The following is a 20,181-nucleotide window of genomic DNA, read 5'->3' as shown; positions in this document are numbered from 1 at the left end:
AATTTCTATAATTAAACTAAAAATGTCGTGATTTTTTGGATTGAAAACGACTAAACATATTTATGTGTTTCATTTTTATAGCAATCTAGATTTATCTAAATAATAAATGTCTAGACAACTTTCTTGGGAATATTTCAAAAAATACATAGACAAGCTGGGATTAGTGCGTAGCACTTTCGCTAATATCTAAAGTATTATATAAAATAACTAGTATTGCGAAAAAGGGTATGGCGATTGATGCCCTTACGTTAAAAAATTTAAAAATATAAATAGGAAAAATAAACATTAATCAATAAATTTATAATAAAAAAACTTTTATTTCAAATATTCTAAAATATTTTTCAATTGCAACCCCATTCCGATTTTCAAGCTTTCCTCATCAATATTAAATTTTGGATGGTGCAAATCATAAATTAAGCCTTTTTCTTCCACTCTTGTTCCTAGTCTGAAAAAACACCCGGGGATTTCATTTAGGAAATAACTAACATCTTCAACATCCATTCTAGGCTGTTTTATTAATTCCAGAGCATTTTCTCCGTATAAGTCAACAATATTATTTTCTACTTTTTTTGTTATTTCTTCGTTGTTAATTACAGGAGCATAGCCACGCTTAATATCCACATTTACTGTTCCGCCTAGTGATTCTACAAATTTAGGCAGGTCTTTTTCAAGTGTTTCGATTATAAATGTTCTTGTTTCTTCGGACATTGTTCTTGCAGTTCCTCTCATTTCCACTTTATCACACACTACATTATCAGCAAAGCCTCCGTTAAATGTTCCTATTGTAATTACGGCTTCTTCTCTTGAATCAATTCTTCTGCTTACTATTGATTGTAAGTATTCCATAACTTTTGACCCAATTAAAATTGCATCAACTCCTTTGTGAGGCAATGCCGCGTGGGCAGAAAATCCGTTTATTGTAAGGTGGATTCTTGCTGATGAAGCATGTGCTTTTCCATATTTTATCCCAATTTTCCCAAGTTCTATTTCTGGAGCCATGTGTAATGCAAAAAAGGCATCTATTTTTCGATTTTTATCATTTTCAAATTTTAATGCTCCATTTTTTATCATTCTATCAGCACCGCCAGTTGTTTCTTCCGCAGGCTGAAAGAAAAATCTCACAGTTCCGTGCCATTTATCTTTGTTGTCTGCCAAAATTTTTGCTACTCCAAGTTGAATAGTTGTATGTGCATCGTGTCCACAAGCGTGCATTTTTCCAATATTTTTTGACTTATATTCAACTTCATTTTCTTCGAAAATTGGTAATGCATCAATATCCGCACGAGTCGCAACTGTCTTATTTTTAATATTTTCCTTATCATTATAAATTGTCGCAACAACTCCTGTATTTATAATCTCAGAAAATTCAATTCCATTTTCCATTAAAAAATTTTTTATAAATTTACTTGTTTCAAATTCTTCATCTCCAAGTTCAGGATTTTCATGAATAACTCTTCTGACTTTTACCATTTCATCATAAATTTTATCAACATTTTCTTTTATAAACTCATTTATTCCTCGTGAATCCATTTATTCTCACTTCTCTTTCTAAAAAATTACATAATTTTATTATATCAAAAAATACTATCTTTGTAAATTTTTGAAAAATAAATAGACTTGTTCGAAAACTATATGTATTTAAGATTTGATAAAATAAATGTTCTGAAACAAAGAGGCTTAACCTCTTGTAAAAATAAAAAAACTTAAATTGTCGAATACATCTATAAATAACTTTAATATAATTTTTATTTTTTTAAAATAAAATCTCTAGCCTTTTCAGCAATATTTTTTTTAGCAAAAAATATTTGTATAGAATCAAAAGATTTATTAAGAGTAAAATTTAAAGAATAATAATTTCCTCCTCGACTAAGAAATTTATCAACTTTCACATCATAAATCCAAGAATAAGGGATTATATATGCGGGATAAACACAAAACAAATATCTATTTCCAAGTTTTAAATCACTTTGCAACATTATTCCAGTTCTAACTATTCTATCAGAATTAATAAAATCTTCTTTTGCATAAGTTAAAAGGTTTTGCTTATCTAAATCATCTAACATTTTAAAAATTCTTTTATTTTCTTTCTTTCTCATAAACAATGCAAGTAATAATAGAAAAAGTATAACAAACCATAAAAAAATTGGAATACCAAATTTAGTAAGCACAGAAGTTATAGGGCTTATGGAAAAATCAGGATACTCCTTTACAAATTCCAGTTCTTCAAGATACTCTAAATATCCACCAAATAAAATATATACAGTGTCTACTATTAACAAAAAAATTTCTATACAATAAATCGGTTTTGCCGCCCTTTCTATTTTTAATATGTTATAAAAAAATTCATGTGGCTCCAAATCTTTTAAATTATCATCAATTTCTACGAATACAGTTTTTTTTATTATTCTTTTTCTTGCTGCTAAAGCAAGAAATATTGATAAAATAAAAATTAAGGGTATAAACATTATCTCGCCAATCATTCCAAACATTGTCATTTAAAACACTTCCTTTTCAATATAAAATATTGTCATTTTTACATAAGTGAAGCAACAGTAATTTTTTTCTAAATTCTACATTTTTAATTTAGTCATATTTAACGGTATACGGTATAGAATATTCTTTTAAAATAGGTGTTAATTTCTGTATTTCATCTAAAACCATTTTTTCAGTGACAATAAGTGAAATTTTACTTGTCTGAAAAAAACGTTTAACCACTTTTGCATTTTTCTTATGAATCCTTATTTGCCCTCTGTAAGAATTACGAATACGAGTACAGTAAAATTCTACATAATCGATGTCGAAAAGCGGGATTTTTTTTGTAGGTACAGAATTAAGATGTAAGTTTTCATTTTCTACATAAAAACATTCCATTGTATTTTTTCTGACTATTAAATATATAAGAGTTGCACTAGAGATAATAAGTATTACCAGTTGTAGTATTATCATACTAATAATCATTTTATATTCCTCCTTAAATATTTACATATAATCTTATTTTTTAAATCTTATTAAACTCATCGTCTATTAATACTTCATATTTTTTGAAATACTTTTTCAATAAAATATAATCGCTTGTTTTTATATCCATCTCAGCAAATATATTCTTTTTTCTATCTAAAATTTGAATAATAGGAATATTATACTTTCTTCCCTTCTTAAATTCTTTAGTATAGAAATTAATAAAATTTATGTTCTCAATTTTTATAGATTTTATTTCATTTTTATTATATAACAGAGTAATCTCTTTATTACTTATATTTAACGAATATTTTTTATACTTAAGCATTTTTAAAAGCTCATAAACTCCATAAATTGTGAAAATAATTAACGGAATAAGATAAAGAATATCTTTATATTCCCCTTTCTTATATGCCTTAATAAGAACAATAGGTATCACAATGATAAGTATAAGAAGTAATAGAAGATTTGCAAATAAATCAAAATTACTAATGAAAGCTTTAACTTCTAATTGATCTGAAAGTTCTAAATTTCTAAGAGTTTTTAATTTATTTTCTGTATTATAGATATCTAAGCTAACCAAAGGTAAAACTATCGTCAAAAGTAAAATACCCAAGATAGAAAATGCTAAAATTATCATTTGTAAATCTGAACTTCTATCTAAAAATATAAATTGAATTAAAGAAATAAGTACAAGTATCAAGAAAATATTTATTATTATTTTTTGTGCTTTCTTTTGTTTAGATAAATTTGGAACAAAAAGATTCAATTTTTCATCAAAAACATATCCCCTTTTATGAGTATTTTCTTTATTAGTTTTAATGTTTTTCTTAAAAATTAAATTATCTGTATAATTTTTTGCTTCCAATAAATATATATCCTTATTTTTATGAAGAAAAGCAACGGCTTCCAATTTTTTATTTTCATTAATCAGAGAAGATATATGTTTCTCATCTTCTTCAGAAATAGATAAATTTTTATCATAGTACTCATTATTGATTTTTTTATCAATATAATCTTTAGCCTCTTTTAAATTCATTCCTGTTTTATCTTTAACAAAGGCAATAGCCTCTACTTTTTTCCCTTGCATAAGTAAGGAAATAACATATTCCTCATCTTTTTCTAATAACTCCACAGTTCTTCACCTTTTCCTGTTAAAAATCTTCATACTGGTCGTTTATTGCCACGTTATTTTCTGCAAAATATTTTTTTAATAAATAGTAATCGTTTAAATTTATAGTCATTTCAGCAACTTTTTTTCTTCAATGTCAAAAATCTTCAAAGTAGGATATTTTTCCCTTCTTCCTTTCCTTCCGTGTCTGATTGAATAAAATCTGACATAGTCTATATTATCTGTTTTTATATATTCTATTTCATCATTTTCATAGTATATTTTGATAAATTTTTTGTCTATAAGTAGGGAATATTTTCTATTTTTAAGTTCTCTCAGAAAATTAATATAGCTGAATATTATCATTCCAATAAGAAAAACGAGATAGCTGATATATTCAAACGAAAAATCTTCTAATAATTTATTTATCTGGAAAGATAACGCAAAAATCAACATAACAAAGAAAATTATACAGAAAAAAAGATACCTATTTTTGCTTAAAGGCCGAATTTCAAATTTTTCAGATGAATTTATTTTTTCGATTCCTCCAATTAATTTTAATCTTTTTTTGATAAAGTGTATATTTATTTTTATAATAGTGTATAAAGCTAAAAGAATGAAAGCCATTACACTGGTGTAAGCTAAAAATGATATTTTTTCATAAGAAGTTTTATCTAAAAAATATCCTTGCACTAATGCAGCAATAAAAGAGGTTACTGATAAAACTAGCAGCACTTTTGCAATTTTTCTTTGTTTTGGTAAGTTAGGAATATACATATTTAATTTTTCATCAAAAACATATCCCCATTTACGATTTTTTTCCATTATAATATCCTCCGGATTTTATTTTTTTCTAATAAATTTAATGAGAAGAAAAATAGATATTATGACAAGAGCAGTACCTGAAATAATTCCACCAGCTCCAATAATTTTATATAATTCAATATATGTCAATAATCTCACATCACAATTTTGAGGTTCTATATGAATTTGTTTCTGTAGGAGCATATTCACCTGCATCTTCAATTAATTTTATACTTGTTATATAACTTGTTCCAAAAATTCCTTTTCCAAAAGTACAGGAAAATCTAGAGCCAACCTTATCTATAAAATTTCTGTATCTCCACATTCCTGTAGAATATAAATCTGGAGAATTTTTTAATTTAAAAATATAAATGTGTGTAAGAGATCTTCTACTTTTATAAATAGTAAAATAATCTCCTAAAACTACTTCTTGAGTTTCTCTATTATGTATAAAAATTCTATCTGCTATCTTAAAAAGTATAGCCCAAGATATAAAAAGACTTACAATAAAAATATATATAGGTGAAATTTCTAATGTTATTTTTGACTTAATAATGATATAGCAAATGGGTATGGAAAAAATAACAGATGCTATAGAAATTGAAAGAAAATTATAACTTGTATTATAATCAATATATGAATTACCACTGGTACACATTTTTTTACTATGATAACATAATCTTGAAATTAAGTATAATAATCCAAAAACACAAATTGCCATTCCTTGTAAAAAAAAGCTGCTATTAAAAAACAATATTCCACCTAATACAAAAGAAAGTATTGAAAAAAATATTGATAAATCCATTAAAACTGATAATAAAGAAAAAATAAACAAATATGCTAAAAATAACATTACTCACTCTCCATAGTTTTTATTTCACTAATCCTAAAAGTTCTTCCCTATTTAACGGTTCAACCATAATATACGAAGCATCTATAAATCTATATTTATTTTAATCTAATGATTCACATGCTTGTTCAACATCACATTTACACTATAACTCCTACAGTATAATTTTACTATATTTTACCATTCATTTACAGAATATAAAAGAGCAAGCCTGATTTGTGTCAAAAGTTCTTCCGTAAGACTGTCATATTCTATTTCAAGACCTTTTTCGTGTACATAATAATGAGGGCTGTCATTCCAGGAACCCATTCCGCCAAAAACATTAGAAATTTTGGCTGAATAAAAAAGTCTTGCATTTATTTCAGGTATTTTCAAAAGAGTTTGTCCATAAAAAGTATTTCTTATATTTTCAAAACTTTCCCCATTTAAAATGCTAAAAGCTTTTCTAAAGATATTTCCAAAATTTGAAAAATTAATTTTATCAGCCAAAATTGCTATTTTATTTAATACATTTTTAAAATCTTCTGTATTATCATAAAATTTAAGTTTTTCATTGATAGAATTTTCGTATTTGTGAGCAGTATAAGTAACATTCCATCCACCACTTGTTTTCTTCCATTTTGGTGTAAAATAAAGAATCAAATTATTTTTAAAATAGCAAATAAGTTTAATCTTATTTGAATTTAAATCGTTGGGAATATTTAAATTTTTAGATGAAACAGGTAATAAAATTTTTATATCTTCTAATCCTAAATTTAAACAATAATCAAACCATTCTTCAATATTTCCGGCTTTGTAGTTTTTTTCTAAAAAATCTATTTTATTTTTAGAGAATAGAAATTCTATATTTCTTTCATATTCAAAAGGAAAATATTCGATTTTAGTATTTGTTTTTAAGGCAAATTTTAATTCTATTGTAATATTACATATTTGTATAATTTCCTTATTCATAAAAATAACTCTCCATCTTAATATTTTGTATCTGATACTCATAATTTTTTATCGTTCTATTATCGTATCGCGTATTTATTTAAGTGATTGCCCTTTTTTAATTTCTTTGCGTTTTGTAATTTATCATTTTTTTCTTGGATAATAGATTTAAAGTAATAAAATAAAATTTTTACTGTACAATTTATTTTACTACAATTTCAAGAAAAATTAAATATATATAATTAAAGAAAAAAACTATAATAATATCATAGATAAAATTGAATAAAATTTCTTAAATGTATGCTATAATTAAGTATATTAATCAAAATTTATTTTAAATAGATTTAATATTCCAAAAATATTAAAAAGGAGCTGCTATGAAAAAATTAAATTTAAGAACAGAAGAAAAAGATTGTATTTTATATATAAAAGAAAATAAAAATCCGGACTACGTTTTGATACAGCCTGTAGACGAAAATGATATCAAAGTTCTAGATAATGAAGTTAAATATATTTCTGAAAATACAAATAAAAATTTTAGTCTTATTGCATTTAAAATAAACGACTGGAACAGCGAACTGACTCCGTGGGAAATGCCACTTCTTCGTGGAAAAGGCAACTTTGGAAATGGAGCCGATAAAACGTTGAAGTTTATAAAGAAAAAATTGATTCCAAGTTTAGCAGAATTTATGAATATTCAAGATAAGAATGTGAAATATATTTTAGGTGGATATTCTCTTGCTGGGTTATTTTCACTGTGGAGTGGTTATAAGGTAGATATTTTTGCTGGAATAGCTGGAGTTTCACCGTCAGTTTGGTATAAAAACTGGATTGATTTTGTAAAGGACAGTAAACCTTTAGTAAATAATATTTATTTAAGTCTTGGAGATTTAGAAGAGAAGACTAAACATCAGATTTTATCAAAAATCGGAGATAATATAAAAGAATATATTGAAATTTTAAAAAATTCTGAAGATGTTGAAAACTGTATTTTAGATTGGAATGAGGGAAATCATTTCGGAAATTCTGATATACGGATGGGAAAAGGATTTATTTGGACTTTAGAAAATTGTTAAATTTATTAATCGAAATCCCTAAGGGTAGAGGCAGAGGTGAAATTCGAGATTTTTCGAATATCTAGTTAATCTGTAAACAATATACAAAAGAACTAGAAGTCTAATAAGTTCATCACTATTCACTGCTCTAAACCTCCTTATAATAAGAATATGAGTTTACTGAACTCTTTGTTATTATAACAAAAAAGCTAGAAAATTCTAGCTTAATTTGTCAGTAATTTTATTCTATTATAAGTTCCCCTTAGGGTTTTTAACAATTTAATTATATCATATTTAAAAAAAAGTCAATTATTCAAAAAAATATTTTCTTAAAAAATTTAAAACTTCAAAATATATATTTTTTGTTGTATTAGTAACAGTAAATTCATCAAAAATATGTGAAATTTAGATATTTTAACACGTTTATTCATAGTTCCTGCAATGAAAAATTTTGATGCTATAACAGCTCTTGAAAAATGGACTAAAGAAAATATGGCACCAGATTGTCTAGTTGGAAAAGATGGAAAAAGATATCTAGATCAAAATAAGGAACAGCCATTTTGTCCATATCTGAAGGTAGCAACTTATATTGGTAAAGACAAGAATAAGGCAGAAAATTTCAAGTATAAATAATAGATATAAAAATGATGTTGAAAAAATTAAATCAAAACATCATTTTTTATTAAAAAAAATTAAGAAAGGGTATTGACTTTTTTAAAAAATAGGTTATATTAGTAGTAAGATATATGTAGGAACGTTCTCACATACTTAAATTGATTAGATTATACCGATAATATTCTATAAAAGGCGCTATTTAAAGAGAACGATCTCATAAACAGAAGGAGGGAAGTATGATTCTTAAAAAAGAAAGAGAACAGGTAATCGGGAGCGTTTCTATAAGTAGATGACAAGATTATGATTCTTGAAAAATAAGTAAAACAGGGAACTGGGAACGCTCCTATGAATAGAAGAAGGAGATTATAATTCGTGGAAAAGAGCAAAATAATTAACTGGGAACGCTCCCACAATTAAAAGGAGGAAATTATGATTCTTGAAAAAGAAAGAGAACAAGTAATTGAATATTCTCTTAAATTATTATCAGAAGGACTTACAAACGGAACAGCTGGTAATGTAAGTATTTTTAACAGAGAAGAAGGGTTGGTTGCAATAAGCCCAACTGGAGTAAACTATTCAGAATTAACTCCAGAAATGATTTCAATAGTTGATTTGGAGGGAAAACTTATCGAAGGATTGAAACCCTCAAGTGAATTGGAAATGCACATGATTTTATACAGAAATCGTGAAGATGTAAATGCTGTTATACATACCCACCCAGTCTACACTACAGTATTAGCATGCTTGAGACAAGATTTACCAGCAATTGATTATATGATTGCTGTTACAGGAGCAACAAAAGTAAGATGCGCTGAATATGCTTCGTATGGAACAAAGGAACTGGCTGAAAATGCCTATAAGGCAATGGGAAGCAGTCTTGCAGTAATACTCGCAAACCATGGATTGACAACAGCTGGAAAGGATATAGCAAATGCTTTCAATATAACAGTTCAGGTAGAGTATATCTCTAATTTATATATAAAAGCAAGAAATATAGGGGAACCTATTATATTACCTGACAATGAAATGAACAGCATGCTTGAGAGATTTAAAACATACGGACAAATAAAATCTATAAAGTAGGTGATTGCATTGGGAAAAAAAGCAGTTCTGGCATTTGATTACGGAGCTTCGTCAGGAAGATTGGTTTTGGGTATTTTAAATGAGGATACTAAGAAAATAGAATTGAAGGAAATGCACAGATTTAAAAATTGCTCTGTTAAATTAAATCAATATGAATATTGGGATTTCCCTTATTTATACAATGAATTAAAAGAAGGACTAAAAAAAATATTTTCGAAGGAAAGTATTGTTACTAGTGAAAATATTGAGGTTCTGGGATTAGGTATAGATACTTGGGGAGTAGATTACGGATGGATTGATGAAAGAGGAGAATTATTGTCGCTTCCTATATGCTATAGAGATACGAGAACGGAAGAAGTTTTTGAAGAAGTTCACGATAAAGTTTCTCTTGAAGAAATATTTAATGAAACAGGAGTTCAGTTTTATTCTTTTAATTCCGTTTATCAAATATTTTATGATATACATAAAAGAAAAGTTCTTGAAAAAGGAGCAAAACAGCTTCAATTTATGCCAAATTTATTTGCATATTTTCTTACAGGAAAAAAATCATGGGAATATACAATCAGTTCCACTAGCGGAATGGTAAATATTGATAATAAGAAATGGAGCAAAAAAATATTTGAAAAGTTAGATATTCCTGAAAGCATTGTTGGAGATATAGAACATGGAGGTCAAGTCCTTGCACCATTGAAGGAAACTATTCAGAAGGAACTGGGAATAAAACCTTTGAATGTAATCTTGACTGCATCTCATGACTCAGCAGCCGCAATAGCAGGGGCACCGTTAGTAGAAAATTCTTTATATGTAATAAACGGAACATGGTCAATAATTGGCTTTGAATCAGATGTTCCCGTTGTAAATGAAGAAGCTTTTAAAAATAATATTGTAAATGAAGGCGGAATAGAAAAAAAAGCAAGAGTGCTGAAAATGATACCAGGTTTGTGGATACTGCAGCAGCTGAAAAAAATATTTAATGAAAAAAATCTTGATATAGATTATTCAGATTTTGGAAATATGGCTAAGAAATCAAACTTGATTTCATTTGTCGATTTAGAAAATGAAAGATTTTTACACGCTGAAAAGATGGACATGGAAATAAAAGAATATTGCAAGGAAACTGGGCAAGAAGTTCCAGAAACAGATGAGGATTTACTAAGAGTAGCATACAACAGCTTAAAGAAACAGTACAATAAGAGTATAAAGGAACTAGAAAAACTGGTTGGAAATGAATTTACTTCAATTATAGCAATTGGAGGAGGAATACAGGATAAATTCCTATGTCAAGAAATTTCAGATGAAACAAATAGAGTAATTAAGGCAGGGCCAATAGAAGCGTCAGCGTTTGGAAATATAATAACACAGTTTATTGCTCTTGGACTTGTTAAAAATTTAGAAGAAGGAAGAGAAATTGTAAAAAATTCTGTAGAAATAATAGAATATAAATCTAAAAGAAAGGAGGAAAAATAAATGGCTGAAAAAATACTAGAAATGAAAAATATAGTTAAAACTTTTCCAGGAGTAAAAGCTCTGGATCATGCTTACATTGATTTGTATGCTGGAGAAGTAAATGCTTTTCTAGGAGAAAACGGTGCTGGAAAGTCAACATTAATGAAGGTTCTTACTGGAGTATATCAAAAGGATGAAGGTGAGATAATTTACAATGGAAAAAGTGTAAATTTTAAAAATCCTAAAGAAGCACAGGAAAATGGAATAAGTATAATTTATCAGGAATTTAACCTGCTACCTCATCTTTCAGTTGCAGACAATATATTTATTACAAGAGAATTCCAAGGGATGAAGGGGATTGTAAATGAAAGCAAACAAAATGAAGAAGCTCAAAAAATTCTGAATCAACTAGGATTAAAAATATCACCTGAGGAAAAGGTAATGAATTTAAGTGTAGCTGAACAACAAATGGTGGAAATAGCAAAAGCACTTTCAACAAATGCAAAAATATTGATTATGGATGAACCAACTGCAGCTCTTACAGACAGGGAAATTGAAAAACTTTTTGAAGTCATTGAAAACCTTAAAAAGAATGGTGTAGGTATAATTTATATTTCACATAGAATGGAAGAACTTAAAATAATTGCAGATAGAGCAACAGTAATGAGAGATGGTAAATATATAGACACTTTAAATTATAAAGATACAACAAATGATGATTTAATAAAGCTGATGGTAGGTAGAGATATAACTGAACAATATCCACCAAGAAATGTTGAAATTGGTGAAGCTTTACTAGAAGTTGAAGATTTGTCTTATAAAAAACATGTAAAAGCAATAAACTTTTCTGTAAAAAAAGGAGAGATCTTAGGTGTTGCAGGATTAATGGGATCTGGAAGAACAGAAATGGCAAAAGTTATTTTTGGAGCTTATGAAAAATCAGGTGGAAAAGTCTTCATGGAGGGGAAAGAAGTACATGTAAAAAATCCTAAAGAAGCGATAAAATTAGGTATCGCATACTTGACAGAAGACAGAAAAAAAGATGGACTTTTTCTTAATTTATCAATAGAAGACAATATTATGATTGCTAATTTAAATTTAATATCAGATAAATCAGTATTAAATAAAGGTAAATCTGAAAATATAACGAAGAAATACATAGAAAAAATGAAAATAAAAACTCCATCAAAAGAACAGCTTACAAAAAATCTGAGTGGAGGAAATCAACAGAAGGTTATATTGGCAAGATGGCTTTGTCAAAATAAGAAAATAGTAATATTTGATGAGCCTACTAGAGGAATAGATGTGGGAGCAAAAAGAGAAGTTTACAATCTTATGAATGAACTAGTCGAAACAGGAGCAGGGATTATAATGATTTCATCTGAATTACCTGAAATACTTGGAATGAGTGACAGAGTAATGATAATGCATGAAGGAAAAATAGGTAATATAATAGATATAAAAGATGCCACAGAAGAAAGAATACTATATTTCGCGACAGGAGGAATAAATAAATATGAAAAAGAATAAAATAATGCAACAATTAGTTACATTTGCCAGTTTAATAATAATGATAATATTTTTCTCAATAACATCCAGTCAGTTTTTTTCAATAACAAATTTTATGACAATCGCTTTACAGACTGCTATCATTGGGATCATAGCTATAGGAATGACATTTGTAATAATAACAGGAGGTATTGATTTATCAGTTGGTTCCATTGTAGCCTTTTCAGGAGTTATAATGGGAATGGCAATGAAAGCTGGAATTCCTACAATTCTAGCAATAATTTTAGGACTAGTAAGTGGTATAGCATGTGGAATAATAAATGGACTATTAGTATCTAAAGCTAATTTACCTCCATTTATAACTACTTTGGGATTAATGATGATTACTAGAGGACTTGTATTAGCAATAACAAATGGAATCCCAGTTTCAGGATTAAACGATGGTTTTGATAAATTATCAGGTGGAACAGTATTAGGTATTCCAAATCCAGTAATTTATCTAATTATAATAACAGCAATATTCTCATTTGTACTGAAAAAAACAGTCATTGGAAAATATACTTATGCAGTTGGAAGTAATGAAGCAGCTTCAAAACTTTCAGGAGTAAATGTTGATAAAGTAAAATTATTTGTATACGGATTAAGTGGTTTTCTATGTGCTATTTCGGGAATCCTTCTTGCATCAAGACTAATTTCAGCACAACCTACTGAAGGAACAGGATATGAAATGGATGCCGTTGCTGCAGTAGTAATCGGTGGTGCAAGCCTTATGGGAGGTTCAGGATCAATTTTAGGAACAATATTAGGAGCTTTTATAATGAGTACATTGAAAAATGGACTTAATATGCTTAATGTATCAGGATTCTGGCAACAATTTGCCATAGGAGTAGTAGTGCTTGTGGCAGTATATATAGATAGTTTAAAAAATAAAAAATAAAAAAATAAATTTAATTTAAAGGAGAGATTTCTTATGAAAAAGTTATTATTATTTTTGGTAGTGTTTGCAGCAATTCTTAGCTGTGGAAAAAGTGAAGAGAAAAAAGATGCTGGAACAGGACAAGCAGCAAGTTCTGGAGACAAAATTAAAATTGAATTGGTAAGTAAAGGTTACCAACATGAATTTTGGAGATCAGTAGAAGCAGGAGCGAAAAAAGCTGGAGAAGAATTAGGAGTAGAAGTAAACTTTATTGGGCCTGAAAAAGAAACTGAAATTGGTAAACAAGTAGGTATGGTTGAAAACGCAATTAACAAAAAAGTATCTGCATTAGGAATTGCAGCTCTTGACCCAGACGCATTGGCAGTAGTAGCGAAAAAAGCTATGGATGCAAAAATACCAGTTGTAACATTTGATTCAAATGTAAAAGATGATATTACATCAAGTTTCATTGCAACAGATAATAAAGCTGCAGGAGCAATGGCTGGAGAACAACTAGCAAAACTTATAAACGGAAAAGGTAAAGTGGCAGTAGTTTCTCATAATCCTGGAACAACAACAGCTATAGAAAGAGAAGCTGGATTTAGGGAAGCATTGGCAAAATATCCAGATATTAAGATATTAAATACACAATTTAGTGATGGAGATAAATCAAAAGCATTGGCAATAACTCTTGACATTATCAATGCAAATCCAGATATTGCAGGAATTTATGGAACAAACGAACCTTCTATTTTTGGTGTTGCTAAAGGAGTAGAAGAAAAAGGGTTAACTGGTAAAGTAGCTCTAGTAGGAATAGATTCATCTGAAGATTTAGCTAAATTCCTTGAAAAAGGTGTTATTTCAGGATTAGTTATACAAGATCCTTATAATATGGGATATCAAACAGTACAACAATTATATAAACTTTCAAAAGGTGAAAAAGTTGAAAAAAGAATAGATACAGGAGCAATTCTTGTAACTAAAGAAAATATAAACAATCCAGATATTACTAAAAAGATGTTTCCTTTCGGAAGAAAATAAATAAAGATTTAAGGAGTGAGACTAATGAACAGATTAAGAGGAGAGCTTCCTAAAGTAGGAATTCGACCTGTTATTGATGGAAGAAGAAATGGAGTTAGAGAGTCTTTAGAAGAAAAAACAATGGGAATGGCAAAAAAACTTGCAGAGTTAATTTCTTCCACATTAAAACATCCTAGTGGAGAACCAGTAGAGTGCGTGATTTCTGATACAACAATTGGAGGATTTTCTGAAGCAGCAAAATGTAATCAAAAATTTAAAGATCAAAATGTAGGTTTGTCAATAACTGTAACACCTTGCTGGTGCTATGGAAGTGAAACAATTGATATGACACCTGACATTCCAAAAGCAATCTGGGGATTTAATGGAACAGAAAGACCAGGAGCAGTTTATCTTGCAGCGGCATTGGCAGGACATGCACAACTAGGATTTCCTGCATTCGGAATTTATGGACATGATGTACAGGATTTATCTGATGATTCCATTCCTGACGATGTAAAAGAAAAATTACTGAAATTCACAAAAGCTGGATTGGCTGTTGCAACAATGAAGGATAAATCTTACTTATCTGTAGGTGGAGTTTCCATGGGTATAGCAGGATCTATGGTTAATAATGAATTTCTTTTAGACTACTTAGGAATTCGTCCTGAATTTAAAGATATGAGTGAAATTACTAGAAGAATACAAAATGAGATTTACGATAAGGAAGAATATGAAAAAGCTTTAACATGGGTTAAAGAACATTGTAAAGAAGGATTAGATATAAATAAAGTTTCTAGAACAGAGGAAGTTAAAAATAAAGAATGGGAAACAGTTGTGAAAATGACTCTTATAATAAGAGACATGATGATTGGAAATCCTAAATTGGCTGAAATGGGATTTGTTGAAGAATCTGAAGGAAATAATGCAATAGTATCAGGTTTCCAAGGACAAAGACAATGGACAGATTTTATGCCTAACGGCGACTTTTCTGAGGCTATATTAAATTCATCTTTTGACTGGAATGGAATAAGACAAGCTTTTACAGTTGCAACTGAAAATGATGCTTTAAATGGAATATCAATGCTATTTGGACATCTTTTGACTGGAACTGCACAAATATTTGCAGATGTTAGAACTTACTGGAGTCCAGAAGCTGTAGAAAGAGTTACAGGTAAAAAATTGACAGGAAAAGCTGAAAACGGAATAATCCACTTAATTAACTCAGGATCAGCTACGTTAGACGCAACTGGAGATCAAATAAGAGATGGTAAACGAGTTATGAAACCATACTGGGAAGTTACAGAAGAAGAAGTTAACAATGCTTTAAAATCTACAAGCTGGCCTGCAGCAGATTATGACTATTTCAGAGGTGGAGGATTCTCTTCATGCTTCCTTACAAAAGGAGAAATGCCTGTTACAATGTGCAGAATAAATCTTGTTAAAGGGCAAGGGCCTGTACTTCAAATTGCTGAAGGATATGCAATTGACATAGACAAAGATATTCATGAATCACTTGACAGCAGAACAAATCCGACTTGGCCAACAACTTGGTTTGCACCTATACTTACTGGTAAAGGAGCATTTAAAGATGTTTATTCTGTAATGAATAACTGGGGAGCAAATCATGGAGCAATATCTTATGGACATATAGGTGATGAACTTATAACATTAGCATCTATGCTTAGAATTCCAGTATGTATGCACAATGTAAATCCTGACAGAATATTCCGTCCTAAAGTTTGGGCAAGTTTTGGAGACATGAATGAAGAAGGTGCTGATTACAGAGCATGTGAAAATTTTGGACCAATTTATAAAAAAATAGGTAAATAAAAAATATCTAAATGAAGGAGTAAAAAAATGCTTAAAAATATACCTAAAAATTTAAGTCCAGAATTACTGAAAATATTATGTGAAATGGGACACGGAGATGAAATTGTGATAGGAGATGGAAACTTTCCCGCTGCAAGTCATGCACAAAGACTTATCAGATCAGATGCAAGCTGTGTAGCAGAACTTCTAGAATCAATACTAGAAATATTGCCCCTTGATACGTATGTAGAAAGTGCAGTTTCATTAATGAAAACAGGAAGCGAGTATGTAGGAGAACCTGAAGTATGGAGTGTTTATAGAAAAACTTTAGAAAAACATGAAGAATTTAAAGACTTTGAATTTGTAGAAAGATTTGAATTTTATGAAAGAGCAAAAAAGGCATACGCCATAATTGCTACATCTGAAGAAGCTATTTATGCAAATGTTATTTTAAAGAAAGGAATTATAAAATAACGTATAAATAACAAATATCAAAATAAGGGAACACGATTTTATAGATTTTTAAGCTTTAAATTTTAATCTTTAAATCGTGTTCTTTTTATAGATTACAATTATTAAATATTTTTTAATAAAAAATACTATGTAGTTCTATAAATAAAGAAAAAGATAGCGTAAATAATGAATTCATGGTATTATATTTTTGAATAGGAACACTGAGAAAAGATTTATATATCATAAATTAATCTATTACACCAAATTTAAAAAATAATTTTATCATATTCAAAAAGTAAAAAATTCTAAACTGATATTTAATATTTAAATGGTAAAATATGATATAACATTTATTAATGATTGAAATAAAAAAATAATATTTATGATTTAAGGAAGTAATATAATGAAAATAGAAGAAATAGCTAAATTATCAGGATTTTCAAAATCAACAGTATCTCGTGTGATTTCAAATAATGGTTATGTTAGTAAAGAAACAAAAGAAAAAATATTAAAAATTATTGAAGAGGTAAATTATATACCAAATGGAATCGCCCGTTCCTTATCTAGCAATAAGTCAAATACAGTAGCTGTAATTATACCAGATATTCAAAATTCATATTTTGGAGATATAATAAAGGGAATTTCTAACATAATGGATAAAAATAATTTACATATGCTTGTTTACAGTACTGATGAGAATATAAAAAAAGAAAAAAAAGTATTTCAAAATGTAATTGAACAAAGACCAAGTGGTATTATCCTTTCGATATCTCTTCAGCATCATAAAAAAAAGGATATAAAAGTATTGCTTGATTCAGGTATTCCTTTTGTTTTATTTGACAGACAAATTTTTGATGAAACTTTTACGGGAGTATTTTTTGATGATATAAAAGGTGGTTATTTAGCAACAGAAGCATTAATTAATTCAGGACATGAAAATATTGCGATAATTACAGGACCTTTTTCTACAACAAATGGATTAAATAGGTTAGAAGGATACAAAAAAGCAATGTTGGAAAAAAACAAAAAAATATCTGAAGAAAATATATATGAAGGGAATTTTCACTTTGATAGCGGATATGAAAACACAAAAAAAATTCTTGAAAAAAATAAGGAAATAACTGCAATCTTTATATGTAATAATGAAATGACTTTAGGAGCATTGCAGGCAATAAGAGAAAAAAATCTAAAAATACCCGATGACATAGCGATAGTATCCTATGATAATCATAAATATTTTGAAATATTAGGAATAAATATAAGTGCAGTAAATAGAGACATAGAAGAAACAGGAATGGAAATAGCGAAACTTTTACTTGAAGAGATGAAAAATAGTAGCAGAAGTAAGAAAATAGTTATCGTTTCTCCTACTTTAATTCTCAGAAATTCCGAAAAATTAGTAAAAATTAAAGATTAATAATAATAGCGATAATATGAATTTTTTACTACAAAACTAGTATAATGGCTATACTATATTTCAGAATAAAAATAGGAGAAGTTAAGAGGAAATTATTTTCAATAAAAATAATAATAAATATAAAGAACATAAGGAGAATAAATGAAAAAGTTAAAATTTACTTCATAATATCATCATTTATCCGAACATTAGTAACAAAAGTGTCAACTACAATGAAAAAGCTGGATGCATCAATAACACAATCTATAAACTGTAAATACATCCAGAATCTTTTTAGTAAATTTTTTTAATATTTTATATTTGAATTATTATCATTTTTATAAAATAACTATTTTATTTAGTCTAATTCTTTTATTTTATACACTTTCTTCTTATCTCTTATTTTATAGCCATTATCATTTTCATTATAATATTTATCAAGAGTTTTTGAATCTGCTTCCTTAAAAATTTTACCTTTGTAATAGGTATTATTCTTATCTTTTGCATAATCATCATCAAGAATTTGAAAAGTATCAATATCGACATTTTTACTTTCTAATGGAACAAATTTTGTGTTATTATTTTCATCTTCAGTAAAATAGTACAAATCTTCATTTTGTTTTACTAAAGAATAATCTATTACTTCAAAGTTTTTAGGTTTGAATATTTCCAACTTTTTATTTTTATAATAAACATTATTTTTATCCTTAAAGAAATCATTTTTTAAATATTCAAAGCTATTTACATCCACTCCATTTACTTTATGAGTTTCATAATATACTCCCACTTTATCTTTTCCAATAGAATACTCTTCAGGTTCAAAAGTTTTTATATCAGCACCTTCTATTTTTTGAAAATGATAATAAACGTTATTTTTATCTTTTGAATATTCAGAATAATTTTCGATAGGCTGTAAAGTTTTTAAATCAATTTCTGGAGAAATTTCAACTTTTTCAACAATAACTTCATTTTCTTTTTGATAAAAGGAATATATTCCATTTTTATCTTTTACATGTGTATAATTTACAAATGGCTCAAAAGATTTTGAATCAATTCCTTTCATTAACATTCCTTCGTAGAAAACTCCATTCTTATCTTTGTAAAAATCTCCGTTTAAATCTTCAAATGTCACAGGGTCTAAGCCTTTTATCATCTTCCCTTTGTCATAAACAGCATTTTTATCTTTTCCCAATGCATAGCCTTCTATTGCTTCAAAAGTTTTTGCATCTGCCCCTTTAACTCTTTTTACATTGCCATCATAATTATCGTAATAATAAACATTATTCTTATCTCGATAATATTCTTTCGATACTTCTTCAAAAGTATTTATATCAGCATTTTGAATTTTTTTCACTTCTTCTCTTCCAAGATAATAAACCCCTTTGTCATCTTTGATAATAAGTTTATTTGAGCCAACAACTTTAAAAGTTTTAGGATTTACACCTGTTATTTTTTTATTTAAAAAGTATAAGTTATTTTTATCTTTCCCGTATATAGAATCTATTTTAAAACTGTCGCTATCTGCACTCTCTAATTTTTTTATTTCAATATCGATATTATAGTTATCATTTCCCGCATCCTCTGCATTTTCGACATCAATATCTGAAATTTTCTGTTCACTTTCTTTATAATTAATAAAATAAACATTATTTTTATCTTTTAAGTACAAAAGCATCGTCATGTTTTCTCCGTCCACGACTTCTAGAGTATTCATATCTATTCTAGCAGGTTTTATTGACTTTATCGTAATTTCTCCATTTTCATATTTATCAAAAGTATAAATACCATTTTTATTAATTAGTATAGTTGGTACGTAAAACTGGACAATAACTTCACTTTTTTCTGGACTAAATCCTTTAATTTTTATAATCTCATTATTTGCAATATAAAAAACATTATCTTTATCTTTTACGATAAAAGGATTTTCAATCTGAAAAGAATTCGCATCTACATTTTTCAGCTTTTTATTCTTATAGTAAACATTATCCTTGTCTTTCGCAAAATTATCATTCTCTTCAAAAATTTTAAAAGTCCTAAAATCAATATTTTTCACAACTTCTTTTTTCTCAGAATCTTCCATTGTGTCAATGAAATAAATTTTATTTTTTTCTTTAATATAGCCCGCATTTATAATGTTTCCTGATAAAATAAGCAATGTTAAAATTTTTAACAAATTTTTCCTAATTTTCATATCGACTCCTTTTTAAATATCTAATTCTTATACTA

17 protein-coding genes and 1 pseudogene are annotated in these 20,181 nt (G+C 27.8%); 10 read left to right on the top strand and 8 right to left on the bottom strand.

Translation table 11 applies throughout. The features are described from left to right. Positions 1-315 precede the first annotated feature (315 nt). From BQ5344_RS04860 to BQ5344_RS04830, 7 genes and pseudogenes are all read right to left on the bottom strand, one after another. On the bottom strand, positions 316-1,530 hold the full coding sequence (locus tag BQ5344_RS04860) for a M20 metallopeptidase family protein (protein ID WP_071124396.1): 1,215 nt from the start codon (positions 1,528-1,530) through the stop codon (positions 316-318). Positions 1,531-1,745: 215 nt separating this feature from the next. Next, the gene (locus BQ5344_RS04855) at positions 1,746-2,495 is read right to left on the bottom strand and encodes a hypothetical protein (protein ID WP_071124395.1); all 750 of its coding nucleotides are present in this window, start codon (positions 2,493-2,495) and stop codon (positions 1,746-1,748) included. A gap of 88 nt (positions 2,496-2,583) precedes the next feature. Beyond that, positions 2,584-2,958 carry a hypothetical protein gene (locus tag BQ5344_RS04850; RefSeq protein ID WP_021768831.1) on the bottom strand — a complete coding sequence of 125 codons (375 nt, stop codon included), beginning with the start codon at positions 2,956-2,958 and terminating at the stop codon, positions 2,584-2,586. Between the two features lie 40 nt (positions 2,959-2,998). Continuing rightward, a complete protein-coding gene (locus tag BQ5344_RS04845; protein WP_071124394.1) occupies positions 2,999-4,093 on the bottom strand; it encodes an ABC transporter permease in 1,095 nt (364 codons plus the stop codon). Positions 4,094-4,560: 467 nt separating this feature from the next. Further along, positions 4,561-4,894, bottom strand: a pseudogene (locus tag BQ5344_RS12600) (hypothetical protein); the annotation flags it as partial. Positions 4,895-5,033: 139 nt separating this feature from the next. Next, on the bottom strand, positions 5,034-5,726 hold the full coding sequence (locus tag BQ5344_RS04835) for a hypothetical protein (RefSeq protein WP_235846113.1): 693 nt from the start codon (positions 5,724-5,726) through the stop codon (positions 5,034-5,036). Positions 5,727-5,900: 174 nt separating this feature from the next. Further along, the gene (locus BQ5344_RS04830; protein ID WP_071124393.1) at positions 5,901-6,674 is read right to left on the bottom strand and encodes an RNA polymerase subunit sigma; all 774 of its coding nucleotides are present in this window, start codon (positions 6,672-6,674) and stop codon (positions 5,901-5,903) included. 356 nt (positions 6,675-7,030) lie between these two features. On the opposite strand from BQ5344_RS04830, the gene BQ5344_RS04825 reads away from it, so the two are divergent. The 10 genes from BQ5344_RS04825 to BQ5344_RS04780 all read left to right on the top strand — a co-directional run bounded on the left by BQ5344_RS04825 (position 7,031) and on the right by BQ5344_RS04780 (position 17,976). Continuing rightward, complete coding sequence (locus BQ5344_RS04825; RefSeq protein WP_071124392.1) at positions 7,031-7,729, top strand: alpha/beta hydrolase; 699 nt, start codon at positions 7,031-7,033, stop codon at positions 7,727-7,729. Positions 7,730-8,149: 420 nt separating this feature from the next. After that, positions 8,150-8,341, top strand: coding sequence for a tannase/feruloyl esterase family alpha/beta hydrolase (locus BQ5344_RS04820; RefSeq protein ID WP_071124391.1), 192 nt, complete (start codon positions 8,150-8,152; stop codon positions 8,339-8,341). A gap of 411 nt (positions 8,342-8,752) precedes the next feature. Beyond that, on the top strand, positions 8,753-9,406 hold the full coding sequence (locus tag BQ5344_RS04815; protein ID WP_006804688.1) for an L-fuculose-phosphate aldolase: 654 nt from the start codon (positions 8,753-8,755) through the stop codon (positions 9,404-9,406). A 9-nt stretch (positions 9,407-9,415) separates the two neighbouring features. After that, entirely contained in the window at positions 9,416-10,873 is a 1,458-nt protein-coding gene (locus BQ5344_RS04810; RefSeq protein WP_071124390.1) for a rhamnulokinase, read from the top strand. Continuing rightward, the gene (locus tag BQ5344_RS04805; RefSeq protein WP_021770265.1) at positions 10,874-12,382 is read left to right on the top strand and encodes a sugar ABC transporter ATP-binding protein; all 1,509 of its coding nucleotides are present in this window, start codon (positions 10,874-10,876) and stop codon (positions 12,380-12,382) included. Next, positions 12,369-13,298, top strand: coding sequence for an ABC transporter permease (locus tag BQ5344_RS04800; RefSeq protein WP_021770264.1), 930 nt, complete (start codon positions 12,369-12,371; stop codon positions 13,296-13,298). Before BQ5344_RS04805 ends, BQ5344_RS04800 begins: the two co-directional genes overlap by 14 nt. 33 nt (positions 13,299-13,331) lie before the next feature. Further along, complete coding sequence (locus BQ5344_RS04795) at positions 13,332-14,318, top strand: ABC transporter substrate-binding protein (protein ID WP_021770263.1); 987 nt, start codon at positions 13,332-13,334, stop codon at positions 14,316-14,318. 24 nt (positions 14,319-14,342) lie between these two features. Beyond that, positions 14,343-16,127 carry an L-fucose isomerase gene (locus BQ5344_RS04790; RefSeq protein WP_021770262.1) on the top strand — a complete coding sequence of 595 codons (1,785 nt, stop codon included), beginning with the start codon at positions 14,343-14,345 and terminating at the stop codon, positions 16,125-16,127. A 27-nt stretch (positions 16,128-16,154) separates the two neighbouring features. Further along, positions 16,155-16,580: an RbsD/FucU family protein gene (locus BQ5344_RS04785; RefSeq protein ID WP_071124389.1), complete on the top strand. Its 426-nt coding sequence runs from the start codon at positions 16,155-16,157 to the stop codon at positions 16,578-16,580. Between the two features lie 382 nt (positions 16,581-16,962). Further along, entirely contained in the window at positions 16,963-17,976 is a 1,014-nt protein-coding gene (locus tag BQ5344_RS04780; RefSeq protein ID WP_021768760.1) for a LacI family DNA-binding transcriptional regulator, read from the top strand. 337 nt (positions 17,977-18,313) lie between these two features. Here the strand turns inward: BQ5344_RS04780 and BQ5344_RS04775 are convergent, their stop codons facing one another. Continuing rightward, the gene (locus tag BQ5344_RS04775) at positions 18,314-20,146 is read right to left on the bottom strand and encodes a DKNYY domain-containing protein (protein WP_071124388.1); all 1,833 of its coding nucleotides are present in this window, start codon (positions 20,144-20,146) and stop codon (positions 18,314-18,316) included. Positions 20,147-20,181: the final 35 nt, after the last annotated feature.

The sequence above is a fragment of the Leptotrichia massiliensis genome, assembly GCF_900104625.1.
Taxonomy (GTDB): Bacteria; Fusobacteriota; Fusobacteriia; order Fusobacteriales; family Leptotrichiaceae; genus Leptotrichia; species Leptotrichia massiliensis.
This window is presented reverse-complemented; position numbering and strand designations above follow the sequence as displayed.